The organism is Actinomadura meyerae (assembly GCF_900188445.1).
GTDB lineage: Bacteria > Actinomycetota > Actinomycetes > Streptosporangiales > Streptosporangiaceae > Spirillospora > Spirillospora meyerae.
Genome location: NZ_FZOR01000014.1, coordinates 65,905 through 90,852 on the forward strand (window position 1 = coordinate 65,905; position 24,948 = coordinate 90,852).

The window sequence follows — 24,948 nt, forward strand, 5'->3', positions numbered from 1 at the left end:
ATGGACCCCAGTGACGTGCCCGGAGCTCCCCGGGGTCCCGGGCGGGAGTGGGGCCGGGAGCGGTGGCTCGACGCCGCCGCCGGACCCATCGTCCGCCCCTACGCGGTCACGCGCGGCCGGACCCGGCCGACCGGCGAGCCGCTCGACATCGTGGCGATCCTCGTCGCGACCGGGCGGCGGCCGGCCGAGCCGGGCCGGCTGTCGCGCCAGCAGCGCCGGCTGCTCGCGCTGTGCCGCCGCCCGCACGCCCTCGCCGACCTCGCCTCGGATCTGAACCTGCCGCTCGGCGTGATCCGGGTGCTGGCCGGCGACCTGATCGACTCGGGCCTCGTGGACGTCCAGCGGTGGTCCACGCCGTCCTCGCCGACCGGGCAGCCGGCGGCGGTCCCTCCGCACACCGACCAGAACCTGCTCAGGATGGTGCTCGATGAACTCCGTGCACTCTGATTCGCCGCCCCCCGCCGCCGCCGAACCCGCCGACGACCGGGAGGACGGCCCCCGCGTCGCCCTGAAGATCCTCGTCGCCGGCGGGTTCGGCGTCGGCAAGACGACGCTGGTGGGCGCGGTCAGCGAGATCCGGCCGCTGCGCACCGAGGAGGCGCTGACCGACGCGAGCGTCGGCGTCGACGACCTCGACGGCGTCGCCGCCAAGACCACCACGACGGTGGCGATGGACTTCGGCCGCATCACCCTGCGCGACGGCGTCGCGATCTACCTGTTCGGGACGCCGGGCCAGGAGCGGTTCTGGTTCATGTGGAACGAGCTGTCCCGCGGCGCGCTGGGCGCGGTCGTCCTCGCCGACACGCGCCGGCTGATGGCGAGCTTCGCCTCGATCGACTACTTCGAGCGGAAGGGCACCCCGTTCGTCGTCGCCGTCAACTGCTTCGACGACGCCGACCGGTACGACCCGGCGGAGATCCAGACGGCCCTCGACATCGACCCGCACGTGCCCGTCCTGCTGTGCGACGCGCGCCGGACGGTGTCGGCGAAGCAGGTGCTGGTGTCGCTGGTCGAGCACGCGCTGCGGCTCGCCGGCGGGGCGAGCCCCCGCCGGACCGGGTAGCCCGCCGGACCGGGTGGCCCCGCCGGGCCGGGTGGTCCGCCGCTACTCCGCGTCGTCCTCCTCGGGGGACGGCGGGCCCATGACGATCTCGTCCACCCCGACGTCGTGGCCGTCCGCGCATCTGACCTGCGCCGTGACGCGCTCGCCGCAGTGACGGTGGGTCAGCATGACCTGGCGCCCCTCCTCGTGGGGCAGGTAGGTCTCGCCCCATTCCATGAGGCTGACGAGGGTGGGCGCGAGGTCCAGGCCCATCTTCGTCAGGTGGTACTCGTAGCGCGTGCGCTGGCCGGGCTCCTGGTACGGCTCCCGGGTGAGCAGCCCCGCCTTGACGAGGTGGCGCAGGCGGGCGGTGACGGCCGACTCGGTCATGCCGAGGTTGCGCACGAAGTCGCCGAAACGATTGGTCCCGAAGAACGCCTCGCTCAGCACGAGCACCGCCGACGGCGGGCCGAGCGCGGCGAGGGTCCGGGCGACCGGGCAGTTCTGCATCGACCACGCGTCGCGGTCCGCGAAGTGCCCCTCAAGTGCGATTGTCACCCCTCCACTATAAACCTGCTGACTTCGCTTGACCAAAGTCAGGTCGGGCGCTAGCGTCCCTGACTATGGTGAAACAAAGTCAGGTACGCACCGGTCCCGTCCTCGCGGTGCTCTCCGTCGCCTCCTTCATGGCGGGCCTCGACCTGTTCATCGTCAACGTGGCCTTCGACGACATCGGCCGCGACTTCGCCGGCACCGCCATGGCCGACCTGTCCTGGGTGCTCAACGGCTACGCGATCGTGTTCGCCGCACTGCTCGTCCCGCTCGGCCGGCTCGCCGACCGGTACGGGCGCAAGGCCGGGCTCCTCCTCGGCCTGACCGTCTTCACCGCCGCCTCCCAGGCGTGCGCCGCCGCCCCCGACCTCTGGTGGCTCGTCGGCTTCCGCGTGCTCCAGGCCGCCGGCGCCGCCGCCCTCATCCCCACCAGCCTCGGCCTGCTGCTCTCGGCGTTCCCGCCCGCCCGGCGCGGCGGCGCCGTGCGGATCTGGTCCGCCGCCTCCGCGCTCGCCGCCGCGGCCGGACCCGCCGTCGGCGGCGTCCTGGTCGACATCTCCTGGCGCTGGGTGTTCGAGGTCAACGTCCCCATCGGCATCGCCGCGGTGCTGCTCGCCGCGCGGCTCGTCCCCGACAGCCGCGAAGGCACCACCGCCCGCGTCCCCGACCTGCCCGGCACCGCCGTGCTGACCGCCGCCGTCGCCCTCCTCGCCCTCGGCCTGGTGAAGATCAACGACTGGCCCGCCGAGCACACCGTCCTCGCCGTCGGCGCCGCCCTGCTCGGCCTCGCCTGGTTCTTCGTGCGCTCGCTCCGGCACCCCGCCCCGGTGATCGAACCCGCCCTCCTCGCCGTCCGCACCTTCTTCTGGTCGAACGCCGCCGTCCTGCTCTTCACCGTCGCGTTCGCCGCCAACCTCCTGCTCGGCGTGCTGTGGATGCAGCAGGTCTGGCACTACTCGCCCATCAGGACCGGGCTCGCCGTCGCGCCCGGCCCCCTGATGGTCCCCGTCATGGCGCTCATCGCCGGCCGCCTGGCCGCCCGCGTCCCCGTCGGTCTGATCACCGCCGCCGGGTGCATGCTGTGCGGGTTCGGCGTCGCCATGATCGCGATGAGCCTCGGCCCGGCACCGGCCTACGCCACGGAACTGCTGCCGGGCTGGCTCATCGGCGGGATCGGCGTCGGCCTCGCCCTCCCCACCATCCTGTCCGCCGCCGCCGTCGACCTGCCGCCGCACCGCTACGCCACCGGCAGCGCCGTCGTGAACATGAGCCGCCAGATCGGCACCGTCCTCGGCGTCAGCCTCGCCGTCGCCGCCCTCGGCACCCCCCGCGGCTGGCCCGAAGCCCACACCGCCTACACCAACGCCTGGCTGATGGTCGGCGGGTTCATGGTGATCGCAGCGATCGCCGCCCTTGGCATGACCCCGCGCAGGCCACGGCCCTCCACCACCGTCCCCGAGCCAGAGAAGGAAGTGGTCGCCGGCACCTAACCCCCGCCTTGCAGAGAACCGCAGAACCCGGGCATCGGACGAAGCCTTGACCCGGACCGGAAGGCCCGGTTCGCCCGACCGCCCGACACACAGCAGGCACCTCAATCCGGATGAGGTGCCTGCTGTATTTATTGTTCTGCCCTTGGCGGTCGGGCCCTGGGGGCCCTCCCTTCGGCGGGCAGAACGTGCGATTGCTGCATCGCTTCGGCTCGCCTTGCGGCTCGCTTCGCGATCAGGTTCTTTGCTTCGCTCGAACCTGCCTTCGGACGCAATCGCGACGGTTTCGGTTGTCGCGGGGCTGAGGTGGTGGCTGGGGTTGGTGGTCCACCTTTTCTGGCGGTGGTTGGGGTGGGGTGGTGGCTGGGCTGGAGTGGGGCGCTGGAAGGTAAGGGGTTAGGACTGTAGGGCGGATACGAGGACTAGCAGCAGGGTTGCTACTGCGAAGGCGCCGTGGGCCAGGACTACGGGGATCGGGAACGCTCGCTCGGGTGGGGTTGCGGCCTGCGCTGAGCCGGGGGCACCCGCCGGGTTGACGGACGGGGTCCTCGTCACCTGTAGCCAGCGGAAGAACATCACGAAGCCGAGCAGGGCCACTGGGAGCAGGAGGGCGAAGGCCGTCCAGGCCAGGGGCTTCGCGTCGGCGAGCAGGTAGATGATCCAGACCACCAGGCCGGCGGCGGCCAGCAGGAAGTGGCCGAAGATCACGGGGACGGGGAGGCGGGACGTGCCGCCGCGGACGCCGCCGCGGGCGATCCAGGTGCCCAGCATGGAGAAGCCGCCCAGGGCGGTGATCAGCCAGGTGGCCAGTGCGGCGATGCTCATGGTCGTTCTCCTCGGTCGGTGGTGGGACGGGATGCGGGGGCGAAGCCCTCGGACTGGGTCAGCTCGTCGGCGACGCGGACGCCGTAGCGGTAGGCGAGGCGGCCGCCGAGGAAGCCGGACACGGCCAGGACCGCCAGGGACACCGCCGACAGGGCGATCCGGCCCGGGGCGACGGATCCGGTGACGTCCCCGTAGCGCCAGCCGAAACCGGCCGCGTAGGCGGCCGTGACGGCGAGGTTCAGGGACATGTGGACGAGCGCGGTGCGGAAGGCGCGCGTCCCGGGCGGGACGGCGAGCAGGTCGAGGAACCCGGTGGCCGCGGCGGCGAGCGCCCCCGCGATGCCCAGCCCGATGAGCCACAGCGAGCCCCTGGCCAGGAAGTCCGGGTCGCCGGTCAGGTGCGAGGCGGCGTCGAACACCAGGCTGCCCGCCCACGCCCCGATCGGCACGGTCACGAGGACCGGGTGCAGGGGATGGCCGTAGCTCCCGGCGAGCGCGCTCACCGGGCGTTTCGACTGCCGCTGCGGATCGTCCATGACGACCTCCTATTTCACCAACAAGTATTGGTGTTATAGCAGTAGCACGTCAATGGTGTGGAGGTCAGCCGGGGTGTTGGGTTGGTTCGACTCTGTTTTTGGGTGTTATGGTGATCGGCGACTAGGGTGGTGGGGTGACTTCCGACTCCGCCGGGCTGGAGGCCGCCGCGATCCTCAGCGACGACCTGCGGCGCCGGATGTACGCGTTCATCCGTGCGGCGAAGGCGCCGGTGACCCGGGACGAGGCGGCGGCGAGCGTCGGCATCTCCCGGAAGCTGGCGGCCTTCCATCTCGACAAGCTCGTGGACGCCGGGCTGCTGAGCGCTCGGTACGCCGACCCGTCCGGCGTCCGGCGGGTGGGGCGGGCGCCGAAGGTGTACGAGCCGTCCGGGGTCGACGTGCGGGTCAGCATTCCGCAGCGCGAGCACGGGCTGCTCGCGGGCATCCTGCTGGACGCCGTGCGCGGGCAGGAGCCGGGCGAGAGCGGGCGGGACGCGGCGCTGCGGGCGGCCGGCGAGCGGGGCCGCGCGCTGGGCGAGGCGGAGCGCCGTCCCGTCCGGGGCGGGCGGCTTGGCGCCGAGCGCGCGCTCACCCGCGCGGCGGAGGTCCTGGAGGGGCACGGGTTCGAGCCGGAGCGGGAGGGGCCGGAGCGGCTGCGGCTGCGCAACTGCCCGTTCCACCCCATGGCGGCCGACGATCCGGACCTGGTGTGCGGGGTGAACCACGCCTTCCTGTCCGGTGTGGTGGACGGTCTCGGCGCGTCCGGAGTCGAGGCCAGGCTCGCGCCGGAGGAGGGCTACTGCTGCGTCGAGTTCGGCCCGCGTAATGGGTGATATGCCTGGTTATTAGCGGGGTGTACTGGATTTAGACGATAGATCTTGCTTCTCCCGGTTAGGCAGACAGAAGGTCTAGCCGGAGGAGCGAGCGATGAGCCTGCCGTTGCACGAGAGCCGCGTTCTCGCGCTCATCGAGATGGGACTGTGCCGAGACGACCGGGAGCTCGCGGCCCGGTTCGCGATGTTCAACCGGCTTGCGGCGGGTGAGCCGCCGCCCTGCCGGGAGGACCTCGAACCGCGGCGGCGGCTGTCCTGGATCATGGCGGCGGTGGTCGTGGTGTCGGTCGCCGTCCTCGGCGCGATCGCCGCCGCGGTGGCCGGTTAGCCCTCCTCCAGGGTCTTCAGCTCGGCGGTCAGGCGGTCCAGGATCGGCGCGAGGTCGCGCAGTTCGGCGAGATGCACGCGGGTCAGCTCGGCAAGCACCCGCTCGGCGGTGCCGGTCAGCCGCACCCGCATCACCCGGTTGTCGTCGGGGTCGCGCCGGCGGACGACGAGCCCGCCGTGCTCGGCCCGGTTGACGAGTTCGACGGCGCTGTGGTGGCGGAGCAGCAGGTAGTCGGCGAGGTCCCCGATGGTGGGCGGGCGGGGGCCGTCGTGCCCCTTGACCGCGAGGAGCAGCTGGTGCTGGGCCGGCGTCAGCCCGGCGGCGCGGGCGGCCTCCTCGCTCCAACGCAGATACCGGCGCAGCCCGGTGCGGAAGGCGAGCAGCGCGGTGAACTCCTCCTGGCTGAGCTGCTGCACGCGTACCCCGTCCCTGGAGGTGAGAGTCCGGTCTGTGGTGCCTCGATGCTACTTCACCCTGCGTGTTCGGGGCCGCGGTTCGGCGGGCGCCCTGCTTCGGCCGAACCCGTGACGATCTCCGTTGGGGGAAATAGAGTGCCTTTTACCGAATTCCCGGGCTGCTTTGGTCATGCGCGCAATGCCCGAATGTTCGACTGGCTGGAGGTTCGGGGATGGGCGCGGGGCGGATGCTCGCGGCGGCGGTCCTGGCCGCCGCGCTGCTCGCGGGCTGCGGGCGGGGCGGCGAGGAGTCGCTGCTCGACAAGCCCACGCTGGTGGTCGGCGTGCGGCCGGACCTGCCGGGGCTCGGGCTGCGGAACTCCGCCGGCGGGTACGAGGGGTTCGACATCGACGTGGCCCGGTACGTGGGCCGGCGGCTCGGCAAGAAGATCCAGTTCATCCAGGTGCTGGCGTCCGAGCGGCTCCCGGTGCTGACGTCGGGCCGGGCCGATCTCGTCCTCGCCACGCTGTCGGTGACGCCCGAGCGCAAGACGCGGATCGCGTTCGCGGGCCCGTACTACATGTCCCACCAGGACGTCCTCGTGCGGACGGACGAGCGCGGCGTCAAGGGCGTGCGCGACCTCAGCGGGCGCCGGTTCTGCGCCGTCGAGGGCGCGGACCCGATCCAGCGCCTCCGCGCGCTGAGCGGGATGACGGCGCGGACCGTCCCCGCCAGGAGCTACGACGAGTGCATGGGCATGATCAAGGCGCGGACGGTCGACGCCATCACCACCAACGACGTGATCCTGGCCGGGCTCATCCGGCGCGAGGGCAAGGGCTTCCGGCTGGTGAACGCGCGGATCAGCGAGCAGAACACCGGCATCGGGATCCGCCAGGGCGACGTCGAGGGCTGCGAGGCGCTCAACAAGGTCATCACCGGGATGTACCAGGACGGCACCGCCGAGCGTCTGATGCACAAGTGGTTCGGCGGCACGGGCCTGGACCTGTCGATCATCGAGGTCCCGCAGTTCGAGGGCTGCGTGTAGCGGGCGGTCAGACGGCGTCGGCCAGGATGCGGTCGAGGCGCGCGGCGCGGCCTCCGGCGATGGCGCCCTCGCGGGCACGGGTGGCGATCTTCCGCTGGAGGGCGGCGACGTCGGCGCGGCGGTGGTCGAGGGGGGAGTGGCGGCGGTCCAGCATGTCGTCGATCACGTTGGCCAGGTCGAGGCCGACGTCGTCGCGGACGTCGCCGGCCGCGACTCCCTGGTCCACCGACGCGCGCAGGCGTACCAGTGCTTCGGCGATGCGGAGGCCGGGTGGGACGCGGTCCGGTGGCGGTTCGGTGCGCGGCGGGGTGGCAGGCGGGGTGGCTGGCGGGGTGTAGCTCTGGCCGGTCGGCGGCGAGGACGGAGATGGGGACGGCGTCTTCGTGATCGGCGGGGAGGCCGCCTGGAGGGGGAGCAGGCGGCCGGCGGAGCTGTCCGGGCCGGCGAGCGCGTCGCCGATCCCGGCGACGAGGACGGTCGCGGCGACGGCCGTGGCGGCGGCGCCCGCGAGGGCCAGCCAGGGGATCCGCACGCCGCGCCTCGGGTGGCGGACCTCCTCCCGCCGCCACCCTCCCGGGTCGGGTGCGGCGCTCATGCGGCGATCGTCGCGAGGACGCGGTTCAGCTCGTCCGCGACCCCGGGGCTCAGCGCGTTCTCGCGGCGCCGAGTGGCGATCTTGTCGTGCAGCAGGGCGATCCGGCGGCCGACGTCCACGTCCCGGTCGGCGGTCAGGTCGTTCTCCAGATTGGTGATCACGTTGGTGAGGTCGAGGGCCACGTCGGAGCGGATCTGCCCGGCGGCGTGGCCGCGGCTGACGATCGGCCGCAGCCGGCCGAGGGCGCCGCGCACCCGCGTCCCGGCCGGCTCGGCCGGCTCGGCGGGCGCCGCGGCGGGCGGGCGCCCGGTCGCCGTGGCGGGCGGGAGGGCACCGGACCGGACGGGCGGCACGACGGCCACCGGGGCGCGCGGTGCCGCCGCGAGGACCGCGGCGACCGCGGCCGGGACGGCGGCGGCGAGGAGCCCGGCGGCGACGCGCAGGCCGCGGCGGTGGCGCGGGCCCGGTTCGGCGGGCGGGGGCAGGACGATCGTCCGCCGCGGTGCGGCGGTGGCCGGGAGCCCTGCGCGGACGCGGTGAAGCGGCGCGTCGTCCGGGGTCAGGGCGTCGGCGACCTGGCGGGCGGATGGGCCGTCCTCGCTCAGGCAGCGGGCGGCGAGCGCGGGCAGTTCCCCCGCCGTACCGGGCGGCAGGCAGGCGGCCAGGACGGCGCCGAGGGCGCGGATGTCGGCCGCCGGCGGGACCTCCGCCGGGGCGCCGCGGACGATCCCGCCGATGCCGGTGTCGACCAGCCTCACCCCGTCCCCCAGCAGCATGATCTTGCCGGGCCGCAGGTCGCCGTGCGTGACGCCGGCCGCGTGCGCGGCGGCGAGCGCGGCGGCGGTCCGGCCGCAGACCGAGGCGGCCTCGGGGGCGGTGAGCCGGCCGCGGCGGAGCCGGTCCGCGAGGGTCTCGCCGTCCAGGAACTCGGTCACCAGGTAGGGGATGAGCCGCCCGGAGGCGTCCCGCGTCACGTCGCTGTCGAAGACCGTCTCCAGCGCGGCGTGCGACAGCCCGGCGGCGCGGTTGACGCCCTCCTGGAACGCCCGCGGCGGCCCGCCGGGCGCGGGGAGCTTGACCGCGACGGGGCGGTCCAGCAGCTCGTCGACGGCGCGCCAGACCTCCATCGCCCCGCCGTCGCCGAGGCGCTCCACCAGCCGGTAGCGGTCCGCCAGCCGTAGACCCGAGGCCAGCCGCAAGCCCGATTCCACTGGACGTCACCCTCGTCCGCGCTCGATGTCGGCGTCCGCGCGCCCGCGCCGGGACCGGTCAAGGGCGCGCGTCAGGAGGTACGCGCGGCCGTCCCCGCGGGTTCGACGGGCTGCGCGCGCCACGCCGCGAGCAACTCGCCGAGGGCCTCTTCGTAGCGGGCGATGTTCGCGGTCTTCACCTCCTCGTAGCCGCGGACCATGTCGGGCAGCTCCGCGATCCGGACCGCCAGGTCGATCCGGTCCGCGCGCAGGCGCGCGACCAGCTCGTTGACGACCGCGACGTAGCCGGTGACGAGGCGGCGCTCGGCGCGGCGCTGCGCGGCGGCGCCGAACGGGTCGAACGGGGTGCCGCGCAGCCGCCGCATGGCGCGCAGCGCGCGGAACGCCGGGCGGGCCGTCCGGCCGAGCGCGATCTTCCGGTCCAGGCCGGCCGCCCGCAGCAGCGGCGGATGCAGCATGTACGACACGGTCGAGCCCGGCCCGAACTGCTCCTCGACCCGGCGCGCGAGCGCGGGATCGAGGTGCAGCCGCGCGACCTCGTACTCGTCCTTGTAGGCCATCAGCTTGTACAGGTTGCGCGCGACGGCGACCGCGAGCCGCTGCTCCGTGCCGCCCGCCTCCCGCTCGGTGCGGGCGACGCGCAGGACGGCGTCCAGGTACCGCTTGGCGAGCGCGAGGTCCTGGTAGGCGGCGAGGTCGGGGACGCGGATCCGCAGCACGCGGGCCAGCTCGCCCTCCGCGCCGGACGCCTCGACCAGCGCCGTCGCCGCCGGGGCGGTGGCGTCCAGCGGGCGCGGCGCGGACTCGGCGGCGGCCGGGGCGGGCCCGGCGGCCCAGTCCGGTTCGAGGACGAGGCGCCGCCCCGCCCGGAACGCCTGGACGTTCGCCGCGACCTGCACGCCGTTCAGCGCGAGCGCCTCCTCGATGGCCTTCGCCGACAGCGGCAGCAGCCCCGCCTGGTACGCGGCGCCGACCACGATCAGGTTGGCCGTGGTCGTGCCGCCGAACCAGCGCTCGGCGAGCGCGAGGGCGTCCAGCGCGACGAGGCGGCCGGCGTCGGTCCGGTCCGCGATCCGCTGGACGAGCGACGCGCTCGGCGGCAGCGCCGCCGCCATGTCGGTGATCATGCGGCCGGTGGGGACCTCGCTGGTCGACACGACCGCGGCGGTCCGGCCGGGCGCGCAGCGCCGCAGGTTCGGCTCGGCGGTCCCGGCGAGGGCGTCGAACACCAGGTAGGCGTCGGCGCCGCCCGCGCCGACCATGCCGGGGCGGTCCCGGTCGGCGTCCCCGATCCGCAGGTGCGACACGACCGCGCCGGCCTTCTGGCTCAGCCCGGTCTGGTCGAGCGCGCGGGCGTGCAGTCCGTCGATCAGCGCCGCCGTGGCGAGCACCTGGTTGACGGTCACGACGCCGGTGCCGCCGATGCCGACGAGCAGGACGTCCGCCGTGCCGGGACGCGCCTCCGGCTCGTCCAGCTCACCGATCTCCGGCAGTGACGGCCGCGCCTTCTTCTCGCCGGGGGTCACGGTGACGAACGAGGGGCAGTCGCCGTCCACGCACGAGTAGTCCTTGTTGCAGGACGTCTGGTTGATCTGCGTCTTGCGGCCGAACTCGGTCTCGACGGGCTCCACGCTGAGGCAGTTCGACTTCACGCCGCAGTCGCCGCACCCCTCGCAGACCGCCTCGTTGATCACCACCCGCGTCCGCGGGTCCGGGACGAGGCCGCGCTTGCGCTTGCGCCGCGACTCCGCCGCGCACGCCTGGTCGTACAGCAGCACGGTCACGCCGGGGATCTCGCGCAGCTCGCGCTGCACGGCGTCGAGGTCGTCGCGGTGCCGGACCCGCACGCCGGGCGCCCACGCGGTGCCGCGCGGGTAGCGGGACGGGTCGTCCGCCACCACGACGATCTTCGCGACGCCCTCGGCGTGCAGCATCCGGGTGATCGCGGCCGGGTCGGTGCCGCCGTCGGCGTCCTGCCCGCCGGTCATCGCGACCGCCGCGTTGTAGAGGAGCTTGAAGGTGATGTTCGTGCCCGCCGCGACGGCCTGCCGGACGGCGAGGCTGCCGGAGTGGAAGAACGTCCCGTCGCCGAGGTTCTGGAACATGTGCCCGGTGCCGCTGAACGGCGCCGCGCCGACCCACATCGCGCCCTCGCCGCCCATCTGCGTCGTGCCGATGCTGCGGTCCTGGAACACCGTCATGACGTGGCAGCCGATGCCGCTCGCCGCGACCGACCCGTCCGGGACGACCGTCGACCGGTTGTGCGGGCAGCCGGAGCAGAAGTACGGGGTGCGCGCGGGCGCGAGCAGGTTGATCGCGGGCTTGCGCGGCGCGAGCACCGGGTCGCGCAGGTCGACGTGCTCCGCGCCGACGCGGTCGGCGAGGAACCGGGCGAGGGCCGTGACGAGGCGGTCCGCGTCCAGGCCCCCGTCGGGCGGGACGAGGGCCGCGCCGCCGGGCCCGTACTTGCCGTAGACGGCGGGCCGCTCCGCCTGGTCGTACAGGACGTCGCGGATCTGCGCCTCGACGAACCCGCGCTTCTCCTCCACCACGACGATCTCGCGGAGGCCCCGCGCGAACGCGCGGATCCGGTCCCGGTCGAGCGGGTGGATCATGGCGAGGCGCAGCAGCCGGACGCCCCGCCGGGCGAGCGCCGCGTCGTCCAGCCCGAGCCGGTCGAGAGCCTCGCGCAGCTCCAGGTAGGTGCGCCCGGCGGCGACGAGCCCGAGGGCGGCGTCATCGGCGCCCTCGATCCGGTCGAGCCCGTTGGCCGCCGCGTACGCGGCCGCCGCCTGGAGCCGTCCCTCCAGGACCTCCGGCTCCAGGGACGTCGTGTCCTTCAGGTCGACGCCCGGCCGGCGCGTCGGCCGCCACGGGCGTCCCCGCCACGCGAACTCCGGCAGCACCGGGTCGGCGACCGGCTCGGCGGCGACGATCTCGTGCGAGTCGGCGACGTCGGTGACGACCTTGAATCCGGTCCAGGCGCCGCTGAACCGGGACATCTCGAACCCGTGCCGTCCCAGCCGGAGCAGGTCCGCGACCGAGCCCGGCACGAGCACCGGCATGAACGCCTCCGCCAGCGCGCCCTCCGTCGCCGACGGCAGCGTGGACGACTTGCACGACGGGTCGTCGCCCACCACCGCGAGCACCCCGCCGAGCGCGGACGTGCCGAGCCAGTTGGCGTGCTTGAACGCGTCCAGCGACCGGTCGACGCCGGGCGCCTTGCCGTACCAGAGCCCGAAGACTCCCTCGTAGCGCGGCCCCGGGAGGTGCTCGGCGAGCTGCGACCCGTACACGGCGGTCGCCGCGAGCTCCTCGTTCACCCCGGGGATGAACCGGATGTCGTTGCCCTCCAGCAGCTTCGCGTCCCGCGCCAGCTGCTGGTCGAGCCCGCCGAGCGGGGAGCCCCGGTAGCCGGAGACGAACCCGGCGGTCCGCAGGCCGCGCCGCGCGTCCGCCCGCCGCTGGTCGAGCAGCAGCCGGACGAGCGCGTGCACGCCGCCGAGCGCGATCCGGCCGCGCTCCAGCTCCAGCCGGTCCCGGAGCGGGGAGGAAGAAACGGTGGTCATGCTTGCATTGAGCCCGCCTGGCTGAGCGGAGTGCAAGATGTCGCAGCAATACTTGAGCAGATTGCTCAAGTCAGAACCGAGTTACTCGCTGGAGCTGAGCATTGTGACCCGCGCCACCCTCCTCGACCTCCAGATCCTCCGCCGCCTGGTGGAGCAGCCCCGCATCGGCGTCACCGAACTGGCCGCCAAGCTCGGCATCGCCCGCAACACCGCGCACGCGCGCGTCGAACGCCTCGAACGCGAGGGCGTCATCGGGCACCGCGGCCGCGAGGTCGACCTCGGCGCCCTCGGCTTCGAGCTGACCGCGTTCGTCACCCTGGAGGTCGCGCAGGGCCGGCTCCGCGAGGCCGCCGCCGCGCTGTCGGCGATCCCGCGCGTCCTGGAGGTCCTCGGCATCACCGGCCAGGGCGACCTGCTCGTCCGCGCGGTCGCCCCGAACGGCCGGCAGCTCCACGAGGTCATCGACGCGATCCTCGCCTGCCCCGGCGTCCGCCGCAGCACCACCTCGATCGTCCTCACCCACCAGGTCCCGTTCCGGGTCGGCCCGCTGCTGGAGGACGAGGAGCGCCGCGCCCGCCAGGCCAAGGAGGGCAAGCCGGGCGCGTAGCGCCATCGCGGTCACCGGGCCCCCATGGCGGCGCGGACGCCGGAGGCGATCTCCAGGTCCTCGCGCGCCTCGATCACCAGGGTGCGGACGGCGGCGCCGGGCGCGGTGATGTCGGTGTCGCCGTCCGCCGCCGCGTTCCGGCCGGGATCGACGGAGACGCCGAGGTGGGCGAGGTCCTCGCCGAGCCGCATCCGGACGGCCGGGTCGTGCTCGCCGACGCCGCCGGTGAAGACGAGCGCGTCCAGGCCGCCGAGGGAGGCGGCCATGGCGGCGGCGCAGGCGCGCAGCCGGTGGTGGTAGACGTCGAGGGCGGCCAGGGCGTTCACGTCGTGTGCCTCGGCCAGTTCGCGGACGCGGCGCATGTCGCCGGTGCCGGCGAGGCCGCGCAGCCCGGAGTCGCGTTCGAGGGTTCGGTTGACGTCGGCGGGGTCGAGGCCGTGCTTGATCAGCCACAACGGGATGCCGGGGTCGATGCTGCCCGCGCGGGACGCCATGACCAGCCCTTCGAGGGGCGTGAACCCCATCGTCGTGTCGACCGAGCTGCCCTCGGCGACGGCGCACAGGGACGCGCCGGAGCCGAGGTGGCAGACCACCGCCCGGGGCGGAACCGAACCGAGCATCTCCGCCGTCCTGCGGGCGGCATAGGAGAACGACAGGCCGTGGAAGCCGTAGCGGCGCAGCCCGAACCGCTCGCGCCAGGCGGCCGGGAGCGCGTAGGTCGCGGCGGCGTCCGGCAGCGTCGCGTGGAATGCGGTGTCGAAGCACGCGACGGCCGGGACGCCCGGCAGCGCCTCGGTGATCTCGGCTAGGGCGTGCAGGGACGCGGGCTGGTGCAGCGGGGCCAGGTCGGCCAGGGCGTGCAGGCGCTCGGTGACGGCGGCGTCGACGCGGACGGGCTCGGTGTAGTCGGTGCCGCCGTGCACGAACCGGACGCCGAACGCGTCCGGCCGCGGCATGCCCGCGACCAGGTCCGCCATCTCGTGGCCGGCGCCGGAGTCCTCGGCGAGGACGGTGTCGTCGGCGTCGAGCAGGCTCACCTTCAGGCTGCTCGATCCGGGGTTGACCGTGAGGACGCGCATCGCCGCGGCCCTCCTAGTACGGCCAGGTCCAGTCGCGGACGTCCGGCGCGTCCTCGCCGTGCTCGCGCGTGTAGGCGCGCATCGCGAGGCGCTGGTCGGCCATCCGCTGCCGGACGTGCGCGACCCGCCCGCCGAGGGACGGGACGCGGTCGATGACGTCCATCACCAGGTGGTAGCGGTCGAGGTCGTTCAGCATGACCATGTCGAACGGCGTGGTCGTCGTCCCCTCCTCCTTGTAGCCCCGGACGTGCAGGTTGGAGTGCCCGGCGCGGCGGTAGGTGAGCCGGTGGACGAGGTACGGGTAGCCGTGGAAGGCGAAGATGACGGGCTTGTCGGTGGTGAACAGGGCGTCGTACTCGCGGTCCGGCATCCCGTGCGGGTGCTCGCTGGGCGGCTGGAGCCGCATGAGGTCCACGACGTTCACGACCCGGACGCGCAGGTCGGGGAAGAGGCGGCGGAGCATGTCGGCGGCGGCGAGCGTCTCCAGCGTGGGGATGTCGCCCGCGCAGGCCAGCACCACGTCGGGGTCTTCACCGCCGTCGGTGGAGGCCCACTCCCAGATGCCGATGCCGCGCGTGCAGTGCGCGATGGCGGCGTCCATCGGCAGCCAGTTCAGCGCGGGCTGCTTCCCGGCGACGACGACGTTGACGTAGTCGCGGGAGCGGAGGCAGTGGTCGCCGACCGACAGCAGCGTGTTCGCGTCCGGCGGCAGGTACACCCGGACGATCTCCGGCTTCTTGTTCATGACGACGTCGAGGAAGCCGGGGTCCTGGTGGGTGAAGCCGTTGTGGTCCTGCCGCCACACGTGCGACGACAGCAGGTAGTTCAGCGACGCGATCGGCCGCCGCCACGGCAGGTGCCGGGTCACGTTCAGCCATTTCGCGTGCTGGTTGAACATGGAGTCGACGATGTGGACGAACGCCTCGTAGCTGTTGAACAGCCCGTGGCGCCCGGTCAGCAGGTAGCCCTCCAGCCAGCCCTGGCACAGGTGCTCGCTCAGCACCTCCATGACCTGCCCTGACGGCGCCTGGTGCTCGTCGGTCGCGAGCCGCTCGCCCTGGAAGACGCGGTCGGTCGCCTGGAACACGTCGCCGAGCCGGTTGGACGCCGTCTCGTCCGCGCCCATGATCCGGAAGCTGGACGGGTTGGCCCTGACGACGTCGCGCAGCCACGTGCCGAGCGTGCGGGTCGGTTCGGTGGACGTCGTGCCGGGCTTGTCGACGGGGACGGCGTAGTCCCGGAAGTCGGGCAGGGCGAGCGGCTTCAGCAGCAGGCCGCCGTTGGCGTGCGGGTTGGCGCTCATCCGCCGCTCGCCCTCGGGGGCGAGGGCCCGCAGCGCCTCGACCGGGCGGCCGTCCGCGTCGAACAGCTCGTCCGGACGGTACGAGCGCAGCCACTCCTCCAGCTGCGCCAGGTGCTCCGGGTTGTCGCAGACGCCCGCGAGCGGGACCTGGTGGGAGCGCCACGTGTTCTCGACGGGAAGCCCGTCGACCTCCTTCGGGCCCGTCCAGCCCTTCGGGGTGCGCAGCACGATCATCGGCCAGCGGCGGCGCTGCCCGGAGCGCCCCTCCCTGGCGTCGCGCTGGATGCCGGCGATCTCGTCGAGGGCCTGGTCGAGCGCGGCGGCCATCTTGCGGTGCACGGACGCCGGCTCGTCGCCGCCGACGAGCAGCGGCCGGTACCCGTACCCGTCCAGCAGCTGGACCAGCTCCTCCTCGGGGATGCGCGCCAGCACGGCCGGGTTCGCGATCTTGTAGCCGTTCAGGTGCAGGATCGGCAGGACGGCGCCGTCGCGCACCGGGTCCAGGAACTTGGTGGAGTGCCAGCTCGCGGCGAGCGGCCCGGTCTCGGCCTCGCCGTCCCCGACGATGCACGCGACGACGAGGTCCGGGTTGTCGAACGCCGCGCCGAACGCGTGCGCGAGCGAGTACCCCAGCTCGCCGCCCTCGTGGATCGACCCGGGCGTCTCCGGCGCCACGTGGGACGGGATGCCGCCGGGAAAGGAGAACTGGCGGAACAGCCGTCCCATGCCCTCGGCGTCCTGCGAGACGTGCGGGTACACCTCGCTGTAGGTGCCCTCCAGCCACGCGTTCGCGACCGCCGCGGGCCCGCCGTGCCCCGGCCCCATCACGTAGATCATGTCGAGGTCGCGCGCCCGGATGGCGCGGTTGAGGTGCGCGTAGCAGAAGTTCAGGCCGGGGGAGGTGCCCCAGTGCCCGAGCAGCCGCGGCTTGATGTGCCGGCGGGCGAGCGGCTCGCGCAGCAGCGGGTTCGCCAGCAGGTAGATCTGCCCGACGGACAGGTAGTTCGCGGCTCTCCAGTACGCATCGATCGCCCGTACCTCGTCGTCGGACAACACGGACTCGGCCATGGCGCGTCCTTCCGCTCTCGGTCCCGTCTCAGAGGGATCACGTCCCCCGCTCCGGCGGGCTGAACCGTCACGGAAACCCCATCACGCGGGCAACGGCGCGCCCAGGGTCCAACGTCCCCCGCGCGGGTGCTCGCGTCCGGGCTGGTCGGGCCGGTCGGGCTGGGCGGCGTCGCCGGCGTGGCCGCCGGCGCCCCCGGTGCCGGACGGCTCGGCGTCCGCGCACCGGAGGCACCGCGGTATCAGGATGGACGCGACCCGGTTACAGAGGCGGACCCCGTGCGGGTTCCGCCCCGCCCCCCAGCGAACCGGTGGACGCGTCTCCTCTTTGGCGTGTTGAAGCCTGCCTCGTACTCGCCCGTAGGTTCACGCGCCGGGGCGTGCGGTCGCCCGGCGGTAGCAAGGCTGCGACGAGCGGCTCACACAGCGCTACTGATCGCGGACGGAGTGCTACGAACGCCGTCTCGGCTTGTCCCGGGCGGGCTCCGGTGTGCTAGCAAATGCGGGACGGCTGATCAGGTAGGAGGCGGTATGGGCGGGTTCTTCACCGGGCGGACGCTCGCGGACCTCGGGCAGGGGCTGCGTTCCGGGAAGGAGACGGCGCGCGACCTCGTCGCGGGCGTCCTCGACTCGGCCGATCCCCGTCTGAACGCGTTCGCGGCCCTCGATCCCGAGGGCGCCGCGGCCGCGGCCCGGCGGGCCGACGAGGAGCTGGCGTCCGGTGTCGACCGGGGCCCGCTGCACGGGATCCCCGTCGCGGTGAAGGACATCATCGACGTCGCCGGGCTGCCGACCGGGATGGGGTCCGCGCACTTCGCCGGGCACGTCGCGGAGGCCGACGCCGCCTGCGTGGCGGCGCTGCGCGACGCCGGAGCGGTGATCGTCGGCAAGACGGGCACGCAGGAGTTCGCGTTCGGCGCCACCGGCGACGTGTCGGCGAGCGGGCCGGTCCGCAACCCGCACGACCCGGAGCGGATGGCGGGCGGCTCCAGCAGCGGCAGCGCCGCCGCCGTCGCCGCGGGCGCGGTGCCGCTCGCCCTCGGCACCGACACCGGCGGGTCGGTGCGCATCCCGTCCGCGTTCTGCGGGGTCGCCGGGTTCAAGCCCGCGCACGGCGCCGTCCCGGTCGACGGGGTGTTCCCGCTGTCGCGCTCGCTGGACCATGTGGGCGTCCTCGCCGCGACCGCCGCCGACTGCCTGCTCGCCTACGAGGTGCTGACCGGCGGTCCCCCTTCCCGCGATGCCGGCCCGCTGCGGGGGCGCGCGGAACAGGATCGTGTCGCCTGGATCGAGCCGCCTGCCGCCGACCCCGAGGTGGTGCGGACCGTCCGGTCCCTGTTCCCGGACGCCCCGGCCGAGCCGCTCGACTTCGCCGGGCTGCGCGAGGTGTTCCTCGCGATCGAGTTCAGCGAGGCCTACGACGTGCACGCCGAGCGGATCGCCGAGGCCCCCGGCCGCTACCTGCCGGTGACGCTCGGGCGGCTGGAGGAGGCGGGCCGGATGCCGGGCTGGCGGCTCGTCCGCGCGCTGCGCGAGCGGGAACGCTACGCGGCGGAGATCGCGGCGCTGCTCGACCGGTACGACCACCTCGTCATGCCGACCATGCCGATCACCGCCCCGCCGATCGGCGCCACCGAATGCGAGTTCGGCCCGCTGACGGCCCTGCTGGTCAGCCTCACCTCGCCGTGGAACGTGCTCGGGCTGCCCGCGCTGACCGTCCCCGCCGGAACGGTGGGCGGCCTGCCCGTCGGCGTGCAGCTCGTCACCCGGCGCGGCGCGGAGGACGTGCTCTTCCGCGCCGCCGCGCGCCTCGCCCGCGGCTGACCACCTGTCCCGGGCCTACAGGGACAACCGTCTACAGGTACAGGCCGAAGAACTCCTCCGGGTGGTCCAGGAGCGGCGGGAGGTCGTCGGCGGTGAGGGTCACCAGCTCGTCCTTCGAGGGCGCGGCGTCCTCGGCGTGCGCCGCGCCCTTGCCCTTGCCGGCCTTCTTGGCCTGCACGGCGGCGGACGCGACCCGGTCGGCCTGGTTGGCGACGGCGACGTCCAGCATGTTGCGCATCAGCCGGCCGTTGCCGAACGACGGCCCGCGCGGCGCGCGGCGCAGCATCGCCCGCAGCACGTCGTCGGTGCCCGGCGCCAGCCGGAACCCGTCCGCGGCGGCGAGCTGCCCGAACACGGTGATCAGCTCGTCGTCGGTGTAGTCGGGGAAGTGGATCTGCTTGGGGAACCGCGAGTCCAGGCCGGGGTTGGCGGCGAGGAACTCCGCCATCTCCTGCTGGTAGCCCGCGACGACCACGACGAGGTCGTCGCGGTGGTCCTCCATCAGCTTCACCAGCTCGGCGATCGCCTCGTGCCCGTAGTCGCCCTTCAGCGGCGACTGCGTCAGCGTGTACGCCTCGTCGATGAACAGCACGCCGCCGAGCGCCCGCTCGACCAGCCGGCGGGTGCGGGGCGCGGTCTGCCCGATGTACTCGCCGACGAGGTGCGCGCGGGACGCCTCGACCAGGTGCCCGGACGACAGGACGCCGAGCCGCTTGTAGATGCGGCCGAGCAGCCGCGCGACCATCGTCTTGCCCGTCCCGGGGTTGCCGGTGAACACCATGTGCCGGGTCGGCGGGGTGATCTTCAGCCCGTTCTCGCTGCGCAGCCGCGCCGCGTGCGTCCCGGCGACGAGCAGCGCGATCTCGTGCTTGACGGTCTCGAGCCCGGTCAGCTCGTGCAGCTCCGCCAGCGGGTTCCCGGCGGCGCGCGAGGTGTCCAGCGTCTCGGGGAGGTCCTGCTTGCGGACGACGAGCTCGGCGTCGGCCGCCCCGCCCGCGGTCCCGTCCGCCGCCCCGCCCGCCGGCGAGCCCGCCGCTGAGCCCGCCGCCTCCTGCCGCACCCGTGCCGCCGCGACGACCTGGTCGGCGAGGTGCGGCGCGAGCCGCGCGTTGCGCAGCGTCTGCATCGGCGGCGTCGCGGCCAGCAGCTCGCCCGCCGCCGCGACCGCCTGCCGGGTGCCGCGGGCGCCGCGGGCGGCCAGCGCCCGGCGGAACAGCTCGGCGTGCCCGTCCGCCGTGAACGGCTGCGTCCGCGCGATGCGGAAGAGCTGCGGCAGCACCGGGTTGATCTCCCGGATCCGCTCGTCCCCGCCCGCGTCGCACAGCGCCACCAGGTGCAGGTCGGGGTGGACGGCGAGGAGCCGGTGCAGCTCGGCGGCGAGGGCCTCCCCGTTGCCGGGGTCGGTGACGATCCCGTCCAGGCCGTCGATGACGAGCAGCCGGTCGCCCGCGCAGTCGCGGGCGTCGGCGTGCAGCCGGGCGACGGCGTCCGGCAGCCGCTGCCCGGCGAACAGGTTCTCGGTCACCCAGTGCGGGTCGCGGCCGAGCGAGAGCGCCCGGCCGAGCTCCTGTGCGGCGTCGCGCTTGCCGGTGCCGTCGGGGCCCGCCAGCAGCAGCCGGACCGGCGCGCCGCCGCCGGCGCCGCCGGTCAGCTCGGCCAGCGCCGCCGTCACCTCGGGCTGCTCGACCAGCGCGGTCGCGATGTCGGGCCGGGCGCCCCGCCCGGCGGAGCCGCCGCCCGCGGCCGCCCCCGCTCCCGCGCCGGGCACGCTGCGCAGCGTCTCGGTCAGCGGGTTCACGACCCGGCGGCGCGGCGCGTACAGGCGCCGCAGGTCGGTCTGGAACTGGCCGACCGGGATCCACTCGGCCTTCGGGAACCACGGGTCGCCGGGCAGCCCCTGCACGGTCGCGATGAACCGCATCGCCATGTCGAGCCAGCCGCGGCAGGCGTCGGCCGCGCCCGCGACCAGCGCCTCGGCCAGCCACGCGCGCGTCCGCTCCTGCCAGGCGCCCGCCTTGAACCCGCGGCGCTCGGCGGCGAACCGCTGCCGCAGCGCGCCGTAGCGGTCCTCGCCGAGCGCGACCGCCAGCTCCGCCGGGACCTGCTCGATGCTGCCCTGCAGCAGCAGGTGGATCAGGTGCACCTCGACGGTCTCGTCCCGCGGCGCCGCCTCGATCACGCGCTCGTAGGACGCGAGCAGGCCCGCGCACACCCACTCCAGGTAGCCGACCGGGCCGAGCAGCTCCGGCACCGCCGCGACGATGTCGTCGCCGGCGTGGGCGTGCCAGTGCTCGCGCAGCTCCTGCTTCGGCAGGCCGAGCTCGCACTGGGGCGGGTCGTCGTAGAGCCGCAGCAGCGCCTTGCGGCGCTCCTCCAGCGGCTCGATGCCCTCCAGCACCGACAGGCAGTCGCGGGCCAGCTCGATCGCCAGGCCCCGGTCGGGGGCCTCGATCAGCCAGTCCACCGGGGGCCGCCACCGGCCGCCCGGGGCGTCCCAGCGCGTCATGCGGGTGCTGAGCGGACCGGGCCCGGCCAGGTGCCGGTAGAGCAGCCGCTCGGGCAGCTGCGACCACGACCCCGCCTTGATCGCGCCGCCGCCCGGCAGGAACGCCAGCATCCCGAAGATCTCCGCGGTGACCAGCGACGCGGGCAGCGTGAGCAGCTTGTGCTCCTCCGTGGTCAGCTCCACCGCGCGCGGATCGGCCGCGAGCCCGTCGATCCGCGCCGCGATCTCCTCGAACAGCCCGTCCGGGACGCGCCACGGACCGTACGAATAGACGTCGAGCACCGGCTCGTCGGTGAGCAGTAGCTCCAGATGCTCCGGCAGCCGCAAAGAACACTCCCCAAGAACAGTCAAAACCGGGGTACAGCCTACGTTTCCCGGGACGGTGCCGGGTTGTTTGTCGCATGGCCGCGCGGTATCGGATGCAACACGTTCCAGTGGGGCCGGTGCGCCCCCGCGTCAGGGGCGGCGGAGAAACTCAATGGCCAGCCGCGCGGTCGTGCCGATCACGGCGTCCGCGCGCGGCAGCACGGCGGCGGGCAGCAGCGACCGTGTGAAGATCGCCACGGCGTAGCGGGCGCCGTCGGGGTACTCGACCGCGCCGACCTCGTTGCGGACGGTCAGCAGGGTGCCCGTCTTGCCGCTGACCTGGACGTCGTCGTACGGGAAGCCCGACGAGAGCCGGTGCGGCCACACCTGGAGCCCGAGCAGCCGCCGCATCGCCGCGCAGTCCGCGGCGGGCGCGGCCTCGTCCCGCCAGATCAGCGACACCAGCCGGGTCATGTCGCGGGGCGTGCTGCGGCTGGTGCGGGCCGGATCGAGCGCGCGAAGCCGGCCGAGCAGGCCGGGGTCGTCGAGCCTGGCCCACACGTCCGCGAAGCTGTCCGCGCCGGCGTCGGCGAGCAGGCCCTCGTGCAGCTCGCGCCCGGTGACCTCGACGACCGTGTCGCGCAGGCCCAGCGCGGCGGCGGCCTCGTTCACCGCGTCCCGGCCGCCGACCCGGTCCAGCACGGTGTCGGCGGCGGCGTTGTCGCTCACGGTGATCATCAGGCAGGTGAGGTCGCGCAGCGACATGCGCACCTCGTCCAGCAGCGCCGACACCCCGGTCGGCCCGGCGGTGCGGTCCTGCGGGCGTAGCGTGACCTGCTCGGCCGGGTCGAGGACGCCCGTGGCGGCCTGCCGGTGGAACGCCACCAGCAGCGGCAGCTTGAACACCGACGCGAGCACCACCGGCTCGGCCGCGCCGACCGCGACATCCCGCCCGGTGTCGATGTCGGCGACGTGCAGCCACCCGGTGACGCCCGCCGACCGGAACTCCGCCTCGATCCGCCGGATCGCGCCGTCCGCCCCGCCCGTGCCGGGACCCCCGCTCCTGCCAGAAGCCCCCGTCATGCCAGAGGTCCCCGTCATGCCAGGAACCCCGACGACGGGCGGGGCACGACGCGGCGGACGGGCGCCGCGTCCAGCGGCACCATGCCCGCCTCCAGGCGCAGGACGGCGGTCGCGACCGCGCTGAAGTCGGCGATCGCGCCGGCGTGCTCGGGGTCGCGGGCGCGCCGCCACGCGCAGGACGTCCGCCAGGCCAGCGGCTCGCCCACCAGCGGCCGCCAGACCGCCCCGGCGGCGTCGCCGGTGCGCGGGACGAGCGCCACGGCCGTGCCCGCGAGCACGAGCCCGAGCATGAACTGCGGATCGCGCGCCTCGTGGACGGCGGCGGGCGCGTACCCGTGCCGCCGGCAGCCCGCGAGGAGCTCGTCGTGCGCGCCGGGCGCCTCCTCGCGCGGGACCACGGCGAGGTCGTGGCCGCCGAGGTCGGCGAGGTGCACCTCCGGCGCGCCGGCGAGGCCGGAGCCGGCGGGCAGCAGCACGCCGAGCGGCTGCGCGAGCATCGGGCCGAGCTCCAGGTCCCGGGAGTCGCACGGGTGGCGGACCACCCCGGCGTCCAGCGTGCCGTCGGCGAGCGCGCGGACCTGCTCGTCCGTCCCGGTCTCGCGCAGGTCGAGCCGCAGGTCGGGGCGGCGGTCCCGGAACGCGGCGATCAGCGCGGCGACGACCCGGCCGCCGAGGCCGCCGGGCAGGCCCGCGCGCACGGCGCCGACCTCGCCGAGCCGGGCGCGCTCGGCGACGGAGTAGACGCGTTCCACCCGGGTGAGGATGTCACGGGCCTCCTCCAGCAGGAGCCTGCCGGGTGCGGTCAGCTCCACCTTCCGGCTGGACCGGTCGAACAGCCGCACCCCGAGCTCCCGCTCCAGCCGCTGGATCCGCTGGCTGAGCGGCGGCTGGGCCATGCCGAGCCGCTCCGCCGCGCGGCCGAAGTGGAGCTCTTCGGCGACGACGACGAAGCACCGCAGGTGGCCGACGAGGTTCACGACCAGCGATGATATCGATTCGGATATATCTGTGACATTGATATCAATCTTGGACTTTCTGGGCGATGCCTGGTGTCCTTGTGCCTCCATAGCAGGGGGAAGGGAGATCGACGATGCGCCGATCCCGTGTGCTCACCGCCGCCGCGATCGCGGTGGTGGCGCTGGTCGTGGGGGCGGGTGCGGTGTGGTTCCTGCGCGACGGCGAGGGTCCGGAGGACGCCGCCGGGCGCTTCCTCGCGGCCTGGAGCGGCGGCGACCTCGCCGCCATGCGCAGGCTGACCGACGGGCCGCCCGCCGACTTCGAGCAGCGGCTCACCCGGATGCGCGACGACCTCGGCGTCACCGCGCAGCGCTTCACCGTCGCCTCGGTCGGCAAGCCGGACGGCGGTAAGGCGGGCGGCGCCTACAGCGCCGAGCTGACCCTCGCCGGCGACCGGAAGTGGGCCTACGAGGGCGTGCTGCCGATGGTCGAGCGGGACGGCGACTGGCTCGTCCAGTGGTCCCCGAAGCTCCTGTACCCGGAGCTGGAGGAGGGCCAGCGGCTGCGCGCCGCACGCGCCTGGCCCGACCGCGCCGCCGTGCTCGCCGCCGACGGCAGCGACCTGGGCTCCTCGCCGTCGGGGTCGGCGCGGCAGCTCGCCGGCCCGGTCGCCGCCGCGTCGGCGGACGCCGCAAAGCGGCTGGGCGCGCCCTACGAGAAGGGCGACCTGGTCGGCGCGGACGGCCTGCAGAAGCAGTACGAGCGGCGGCTGGCCGGGACGCCCGCGCTCAGCGTCCAGATCGTCGACGGCGACGGCAACGCGGTGAAGACGCTGAAGCGGTTCGGCGGCACCGACGGCGAGCCGCTCAGGACTACGATCGACCCGAAGGTCCAGGCCGCCGCGGGCAAGGCGCTGACCGGCGCGAGCAAGCCCGCGTCGATGGTGGCGCTGCGCCCGTCCACCGGCGAGATCCTCGCCGTCGCGAACAAGCCCGGCGGCTACAACCGCGCGCTGATGGGCCAGTACCCGCCCGGCTCCACGTTCAAGGTCGTCACCGCCGCCGCGCTCGTCGCGGACGGCGTGTCCCCGGCCACGAAGGTCGGCTGCCCCGCCACCACGACCGTCGGCGGCCGGTCCTTCCACAACTACCAGCACGAGGACTTCGGGTCGGTCCCGTTCCGCGAGGCGTTCGCGCACTCCTGCAACACCACGTTCGCGCGGCTCGCGGTCGACAAGCTCGGCGAGAAGCGGCTCGCGCAGGTCGCCGCCCAGTTCGGGTTCAACGCCCCGATCGTCTCCGGGCTGCCCTCCGTCCGCGCCGCGTTCCCCGCCACCAAGGACGACACCGCCTTCGCGGCCGCCGCGTTCGGGCAGGGCCAGGTGCTGACCAGCCCGCTCAACATGGCGAGCGTCGCCGCCGCCGCGGCCGACGGCACGTGGCGGTCGCCCCGCGTGGTCGACGCGGCCCTGGTCAGCCAGGCCGCCGACGCCCGCGGCCGCAAGGCGGAGCGGCCGAAGAAGCTGGAGCCCGCCGTCGAGAAGGCGCTGCACGCCCTGATGCCCGCCGTCGTGAGCGAGGGCACCGCGTCCGGCGTGGGCTTCCCGGCGGGGACGGCCGGCAAGACCGGCACCGCCGAGTTCGGCGAGGGGGAGAACCCGCCCACCCACGCCTGGTTCATCGGCTACCGCAAGGACGTCGCGTTCGCGGTGATCGTGGAGGACGGCGGCACCGGCGCCGAGGCCGCCGCGCCCATCGCGGCGAAGTTCCTGCGCTCCCTCTGAGCCCGCGGCCGCGGGC

The 24,948-nt window shown here is 74.4% G+C and carries 21 protein-coding genes; 9 read left to right on the top strand and 12 right to left on the bottom strand.

Features of this window, described 5'->3' with window-relative positions:
• Both CHF16_RS16515 and CHF16_RS16520 read left to right on the top strand, forming a co-directional pair.
• Window positions 1-447, top strand: coding sequence for a DUF742 domain-containing protein (locus tag CHF16_RS16515; protein WP_089326932.1), 447 nt, complete (start codon window positions 1-3; stop codon window positions 445-447).
• Window positions 428-1,063: a GTP-binding protein gene (locus CHF16_RS16520; protein ID WP_089326933.1), complete on the top strand. Its 636-nt coding sequence runs from the start codon at window positions 428-430 to the stop codon at window positions 1,061-1,063. Before CHF16_RS16515 ends, CHF16_RS16520 begins: the two co-directional genes overlap by 20 nt.
• Window positions 1,064-1,105: 42 nt before the next feature.
• On the opposite strand, the gene CHF16_RS16525 is transcribed toward CHF16_RS16520, so the two are convergent.
• A complete protein-coding gene (locus CHF16_RS16525) occupies window positions 1,106-1,600 on the bottom strand; it encodes a winged helix-turn-helix transcriptional regulator (protein ID WP_218826693.1) in 495 nt (164 codons plus the stop codon).
• 65 nt (window positions 1,601-1,665) lie between these two features.
• Here CHF16_RS16525 and CHF16_RS16530 point away from each other — a divergent pair, with 65 nt between their 5' ends.
• The gene (locus CHF16_RS16530; RefSeq protein WP_089326934.1) at window positions 1,666-3,084 is read left to right on the top strand and encodes an MFS transporter; all 1,419 of its coding nucleotides are present in this window, start codon (window positions 1,666-1,668) and stop codon (window positions 3,082-3,084) included.
• A gap of 393 nt (window positions 3,085-3,477) precedes the next feature.
• Here the strand turns inward: CHF16_RS16530 and CHF16_RS16535 are convergent, their stop codons facing one another.
• Window positions 3,478-3,906, bottom strand: a complete 429-nt coding sequence (locus tag CHF16_RS16535; protein WP_089326935.1) for a hypothetical protein — start codon at window positions 3,904-3,906, stop codon at window positions 3,478-3,480.
• On the bottom strand, window positions 3,903-4,442 hold the full coding sequence (locus tag CHF16_RS16540; protein ID WP_089326936.1) for a DUF2231 domain-containing protein: 540 nt from the start codon (window positions 4,440-4,442) through the stop codon (window positions 3,903-3,905). Before CHF16_RS16540 ends, CHF16_RS16535 begins: the two co-directional genes overlap by 4 nt.
• Window positions 4,443-4,576: 134 nt before the next feature.
• Between CHF16_RS16540 and CHF16_RS16545 the strand changes: the two genes are divergently transcribed.
• Both CHF16_RS16545 and CHF16_RS16550 read left to right on the top strand, forming a co-directional pair.
• Window positions 4,577-5,275 (top strand): helix-turn-helix transcriptional regulator, encoded by a 699-nt coding sequence (locus tag CHF16_RS16545; RefSeq protein WP_143228006.1) that lies wholly within the window; start codon window positions 4,577-4,579, stop codon window positions 5,273-5,275.
• A 94-nt stretch (window positions 5,276-5,369) separates the two neighbouring features.
• Window positions 5,370-5,603: a DUF3040 domain-containing protein gene (locus tag CHF16_RS16550; protein WP_089326937.1), complete on the top strand. Its 234-nt coding sequence runs from the start codon at window positions 5,370-5,372 to the stop codon at window positions 5,601-5,603.
• On the opposite strand, the gene CHF16_RS16555 is transcribed toward CHF16_RS16550, so the two are convergent.
• Window positions 5,600-6,019, bottom strand: a complete 420-nt coding sequence (locus tag CHF16_RS16555) for a MarR family winged helix-turn-helix transcriptional regulator (protein WP_089326938.1) — start codon at window positions 6,017-6,019, stop codon at window positions 5,600-5,602. The genes CHF16_RS16550 and CHF16_RS16555 overlap by 4 nt on opposite strands.
• A gap of 212 nt (window positions 6,020-6,231) precedes the next feature.
• Between CHF16_RS16555 and CHF16_RS16560 the strand changes: the two genes are divergently transcribed.
• Window positions 6,232-7,044: a transporter substrate-binding domain-containing protein gene (locus CHF16_RS16560; protein WP_089326939.1), complete on the top strand. Its 813-nt coding sequence runs from the start codon at window positions 6,232-6,234 to the stop codon at window positions 7,042-7,044.
• Window positions 7,045-7,051: 7 nt separating this feature from the next.
• Here the strand turns inward: CHF16_RS16560 and CHF16_RS16565 are convergent, their stop codons facing one another.
• The 3 genes from CHF16_RS16565 to CHF16_RS16575 form a co-directional block, all read right to left on the bottom strand.
• On the bottom strand, window positions 7,052-7,639 hold the full coding sequence (locus CHF16_RS16565; RefSeq protein WP_089326940.1) for a hypothetical protein: 588 nt from the start codon (window positions 7,637-7,639) through the stop codon (window positions 7,052-7,054).
• Window positions 7,636-8,850, bottom strand: coding sequence for a protein kinase domain-containing protein (locus CHF16_RS16570; protein ID WP_143228007.1), 1,215 nt, complete (start codon window positions 8,848-8,850; stop codon window positions 7,636-7,638). Before CHF16_RS16570 ends, CHF16_RS16565 begins: the two co-directional genes overlap by 4 nt.
• 71 nt (window positions 8,851-8,921) lie before the next feature.
• Window positions 8,922-12,419 (bottom strand): indolepyruvate ferredoxin oxidoreductase family protein, encoded by a 3,498-nt coding sequence (locus CHF16_RS16575; RefSeq protein WP_089326942.1) that lies wholly within the window; start codon window positions 12,417-12,419, stop codon window positions 8,922-8,924.
• 61 nt (window positions 12,420-12,480) lie between these two features.
• On the opposite strand from CHF16_RS16575, the gene CHF16_RS16580 reads away from it, so the two are divergent.
• Window positions 12,481-13,026, top strand: coding sequence for an Lrp/AsnC family transcriptional regulator (locus CHF16_RS16580; RefSeq protein WP_245868626.1), 546 nt, complete (start codon window positions 12,481-12,483; stop codon window positions 13,024-13,026).
• A gap of 11 nt (window positions 13,027-13,037) precedes the next feature.
• Here the strand turns inward: CHF16_RS16580 and CHF16_RS16585 are convergent, their stop codons facing one another.
• Entirely contained in the window at window positions 13,038-14,105 is a 1,068-nt protein-coding gene (locus CHF16_RS16585; RefSeq protein ID WP_089326944.1) for an acetate/propionate family kinase, read from the bottom strand.
• 13 nt (window positions 14,106-14,118) lie between these two features.
• A complete protein-coding gene (locus tag CHF16_RS16590; protein WP_089326945.1) occupies window positions 14,119-16,476 on the bottom strand; it encodes a phosphoketolase family protein in 2,358 nt (785 codons plus the stop codon).
• Between the two features lie 528 nt (window positions 16,477-17,004).
• Here CHF16_RS16590 and CHF16_RS16595 point away from each other — a divergent pair.
• Entirely contained in the window at window positions 17,005-18,297 is a 1,293-nt protein-coding gene (locus CHF16_RS16595; protein WP_089326946.1) for an amidase, read from the top strand.
• Window positions 18,298-18,328: 31 nt separating this feature from the next.
• Here the strand turns inward: CHF16_RS16595 and CHF16_RS16600 are convergent, their stop codons facing one another.
• From CHF16_RS16600 to CHF16_RS16610, 3 genes are all read right to left on the bottom strand, one after another.
• On the bottom strand, window positions 18,329-21,130 hold the full coding sequence (locus CHF16_RS16600; RefSeq protein ID WP_089326947.1) for an AAA family ATPase: 2,802 nt from the start codon (window positions 21,128-21,130) through the stop codon (window positions 18,329-18,331).
• A gap of 129 nt (window positions 21,131-21,259) precedes the next feature.
• Entirely contained in the window at window positions 21,260-22,192 is a 933-nt protein-coding gene (locus tag CHF16_RS16605) for a serine hydrolase (RefSeq protein WP_089326948.1), read from the bottom strand.
• A gap of 14 nt (window positions 22,193-22,206) precedes the next feature.
• Window positions 22,207-23,169 carry a LysR family transcriptional regulator gene (locus CHF16_RS16610; RefSeq protein ID WP_089326949.1) on the bottom strand — a complete coding sequence of 321 codons (963 nt, stop codon included), beginning with the start codon at window positions 23,167-23,169 and terminating at the stop codon, window positions 22,207-22,209.
• A 113-nt stretch (window positions 23,170-23,282) separates the two neighbouring features.
• Between CHF16_RS16610 and CHF16_RS16615 the strand changes: the two genes are divergently transcribed.
• Window positions 23,283-24,932: a penicillin-binding transpeptidase domain-containing protein gene (locus CHF16_RS16615; RefSeq protein WP_089326950.1), complete on the top strand. Its 1,650-nt coding sequence runs from the start codon at window positions 23,283-23,285 to the stop codon at window positions 24,930-24,932.
• Window positions 24,933-24,948: the final 16 nt, after the last annotated feature.

What these genes read in the sequence shown, in the direction of transcription:
- CHF16_RS16515 (WP_089326932.1), top strand. Translation starts at nt 1, where the DNA reads ATGGACCCCAGTGACGTGCCCGGAGCTCCCCGGGGTCCCGGGCGGGAG.
- CHF16_RS16520 (WP_089326933.1), top strand. Translation starts at nt 428, where the DNA reads ATGAACTCCGTGCACTCTGATTCGCCGCCCCCCGCCGCCGCCGAACCC.
- CHF16_RS16530 (WP_089326934.1), top strand. Translation starts at nt 1,666, where the DNA reads ATGGTGAAACAAAGTCAGGTACGCACCGGTCCCGTCCTCGCGGTGCTC.
- CHF16_RS16535 (WP_089326935.1), bottom strand. Translation starts at nt 3,906, where the DNA reads ATGAGCATCGCCGCACTGGCCACCTGGCTGATCACCGCCCTGGGCGGC.
- CHF16_RS16540 (WP_089326936.1), bottom strand. Translation starts at nt 4,442, where the DNA reads ATGGACGATCCGCAGCGGCAGTCGAAACGCCCGGTGAGCGCGCTCGCC.
- CHF16_RS16550 (WP_089326937.1), top strand. Translation starts at nt 5,370, where the DNA reads ATGAGCCTGCCGTTGCACGAGAGCCGCGTTCTCGCGCTCATCGAGATG.
- CHF16_RS16560 (WP_089326939.1), top strand. Translation starts at nt 6,232, where the DNA reads ATGGGCGCGGGGCGGATGCTCGCGGCGGCGGTCCTGGCCGCCGCGCTG.
- CHF16_RS16565 (WP_089326940.1), bottom strand. Translation starts at nt 7,639, where the DNA reads ATGAGCGCCGCACCCGACCCGGGAGGGTGGCGGCGGGAGGAGGTCCGC.
- CHF16_RS16575 (WP_089326942.1), bottom strand. Translation starts at nt 12,419, where the DNA reads ATGACCACCGTTTCTTCCTCCCCGCTCCGGGACCGGCTGGAGCTGGAG.
- CHF16_RS16585 (WP_089326944.1), bottom strand. Translation starts at nt 14,105, where the DNA reads ATGCGCGTCCTCACGGTCAACCCCGGATCGAGCAGCCTGAAGGTGAGC.
- CHF16_RS16590 (WP_089326945.1), bottom strand. Translation starts at nt 16,476, where the DNA reads ATGGCCGAGTCCGTGTTGTCCGACGACGAGGTACGGGCGATCGATGCG.
- CHF16_RS16595 (WP_089326946.1), top strand. Translation starts at nt 17,005, where the DNA reads ATGGGCGGGTTCTTCACCGGGCGGACGCTCGCGGACCTCGGGCAGGGG.
- CHF16_RS16605 (WP_089326948.1), bottom strand. Translation starts at nt 22,192, where the DNA reads ATGACGGGGGCTTCTGGCAGGAGCGGGGGTCCCGGCACGGGCGGGGCG.
- CHF16_RS16615 (WP_089326950.1), top strand. Translation starts at nt 23,283, where the DNA reads ATGCGCCGATCCCGTGTGCTCACCGCCGCCGCGATCGCGGTGGTGGCG.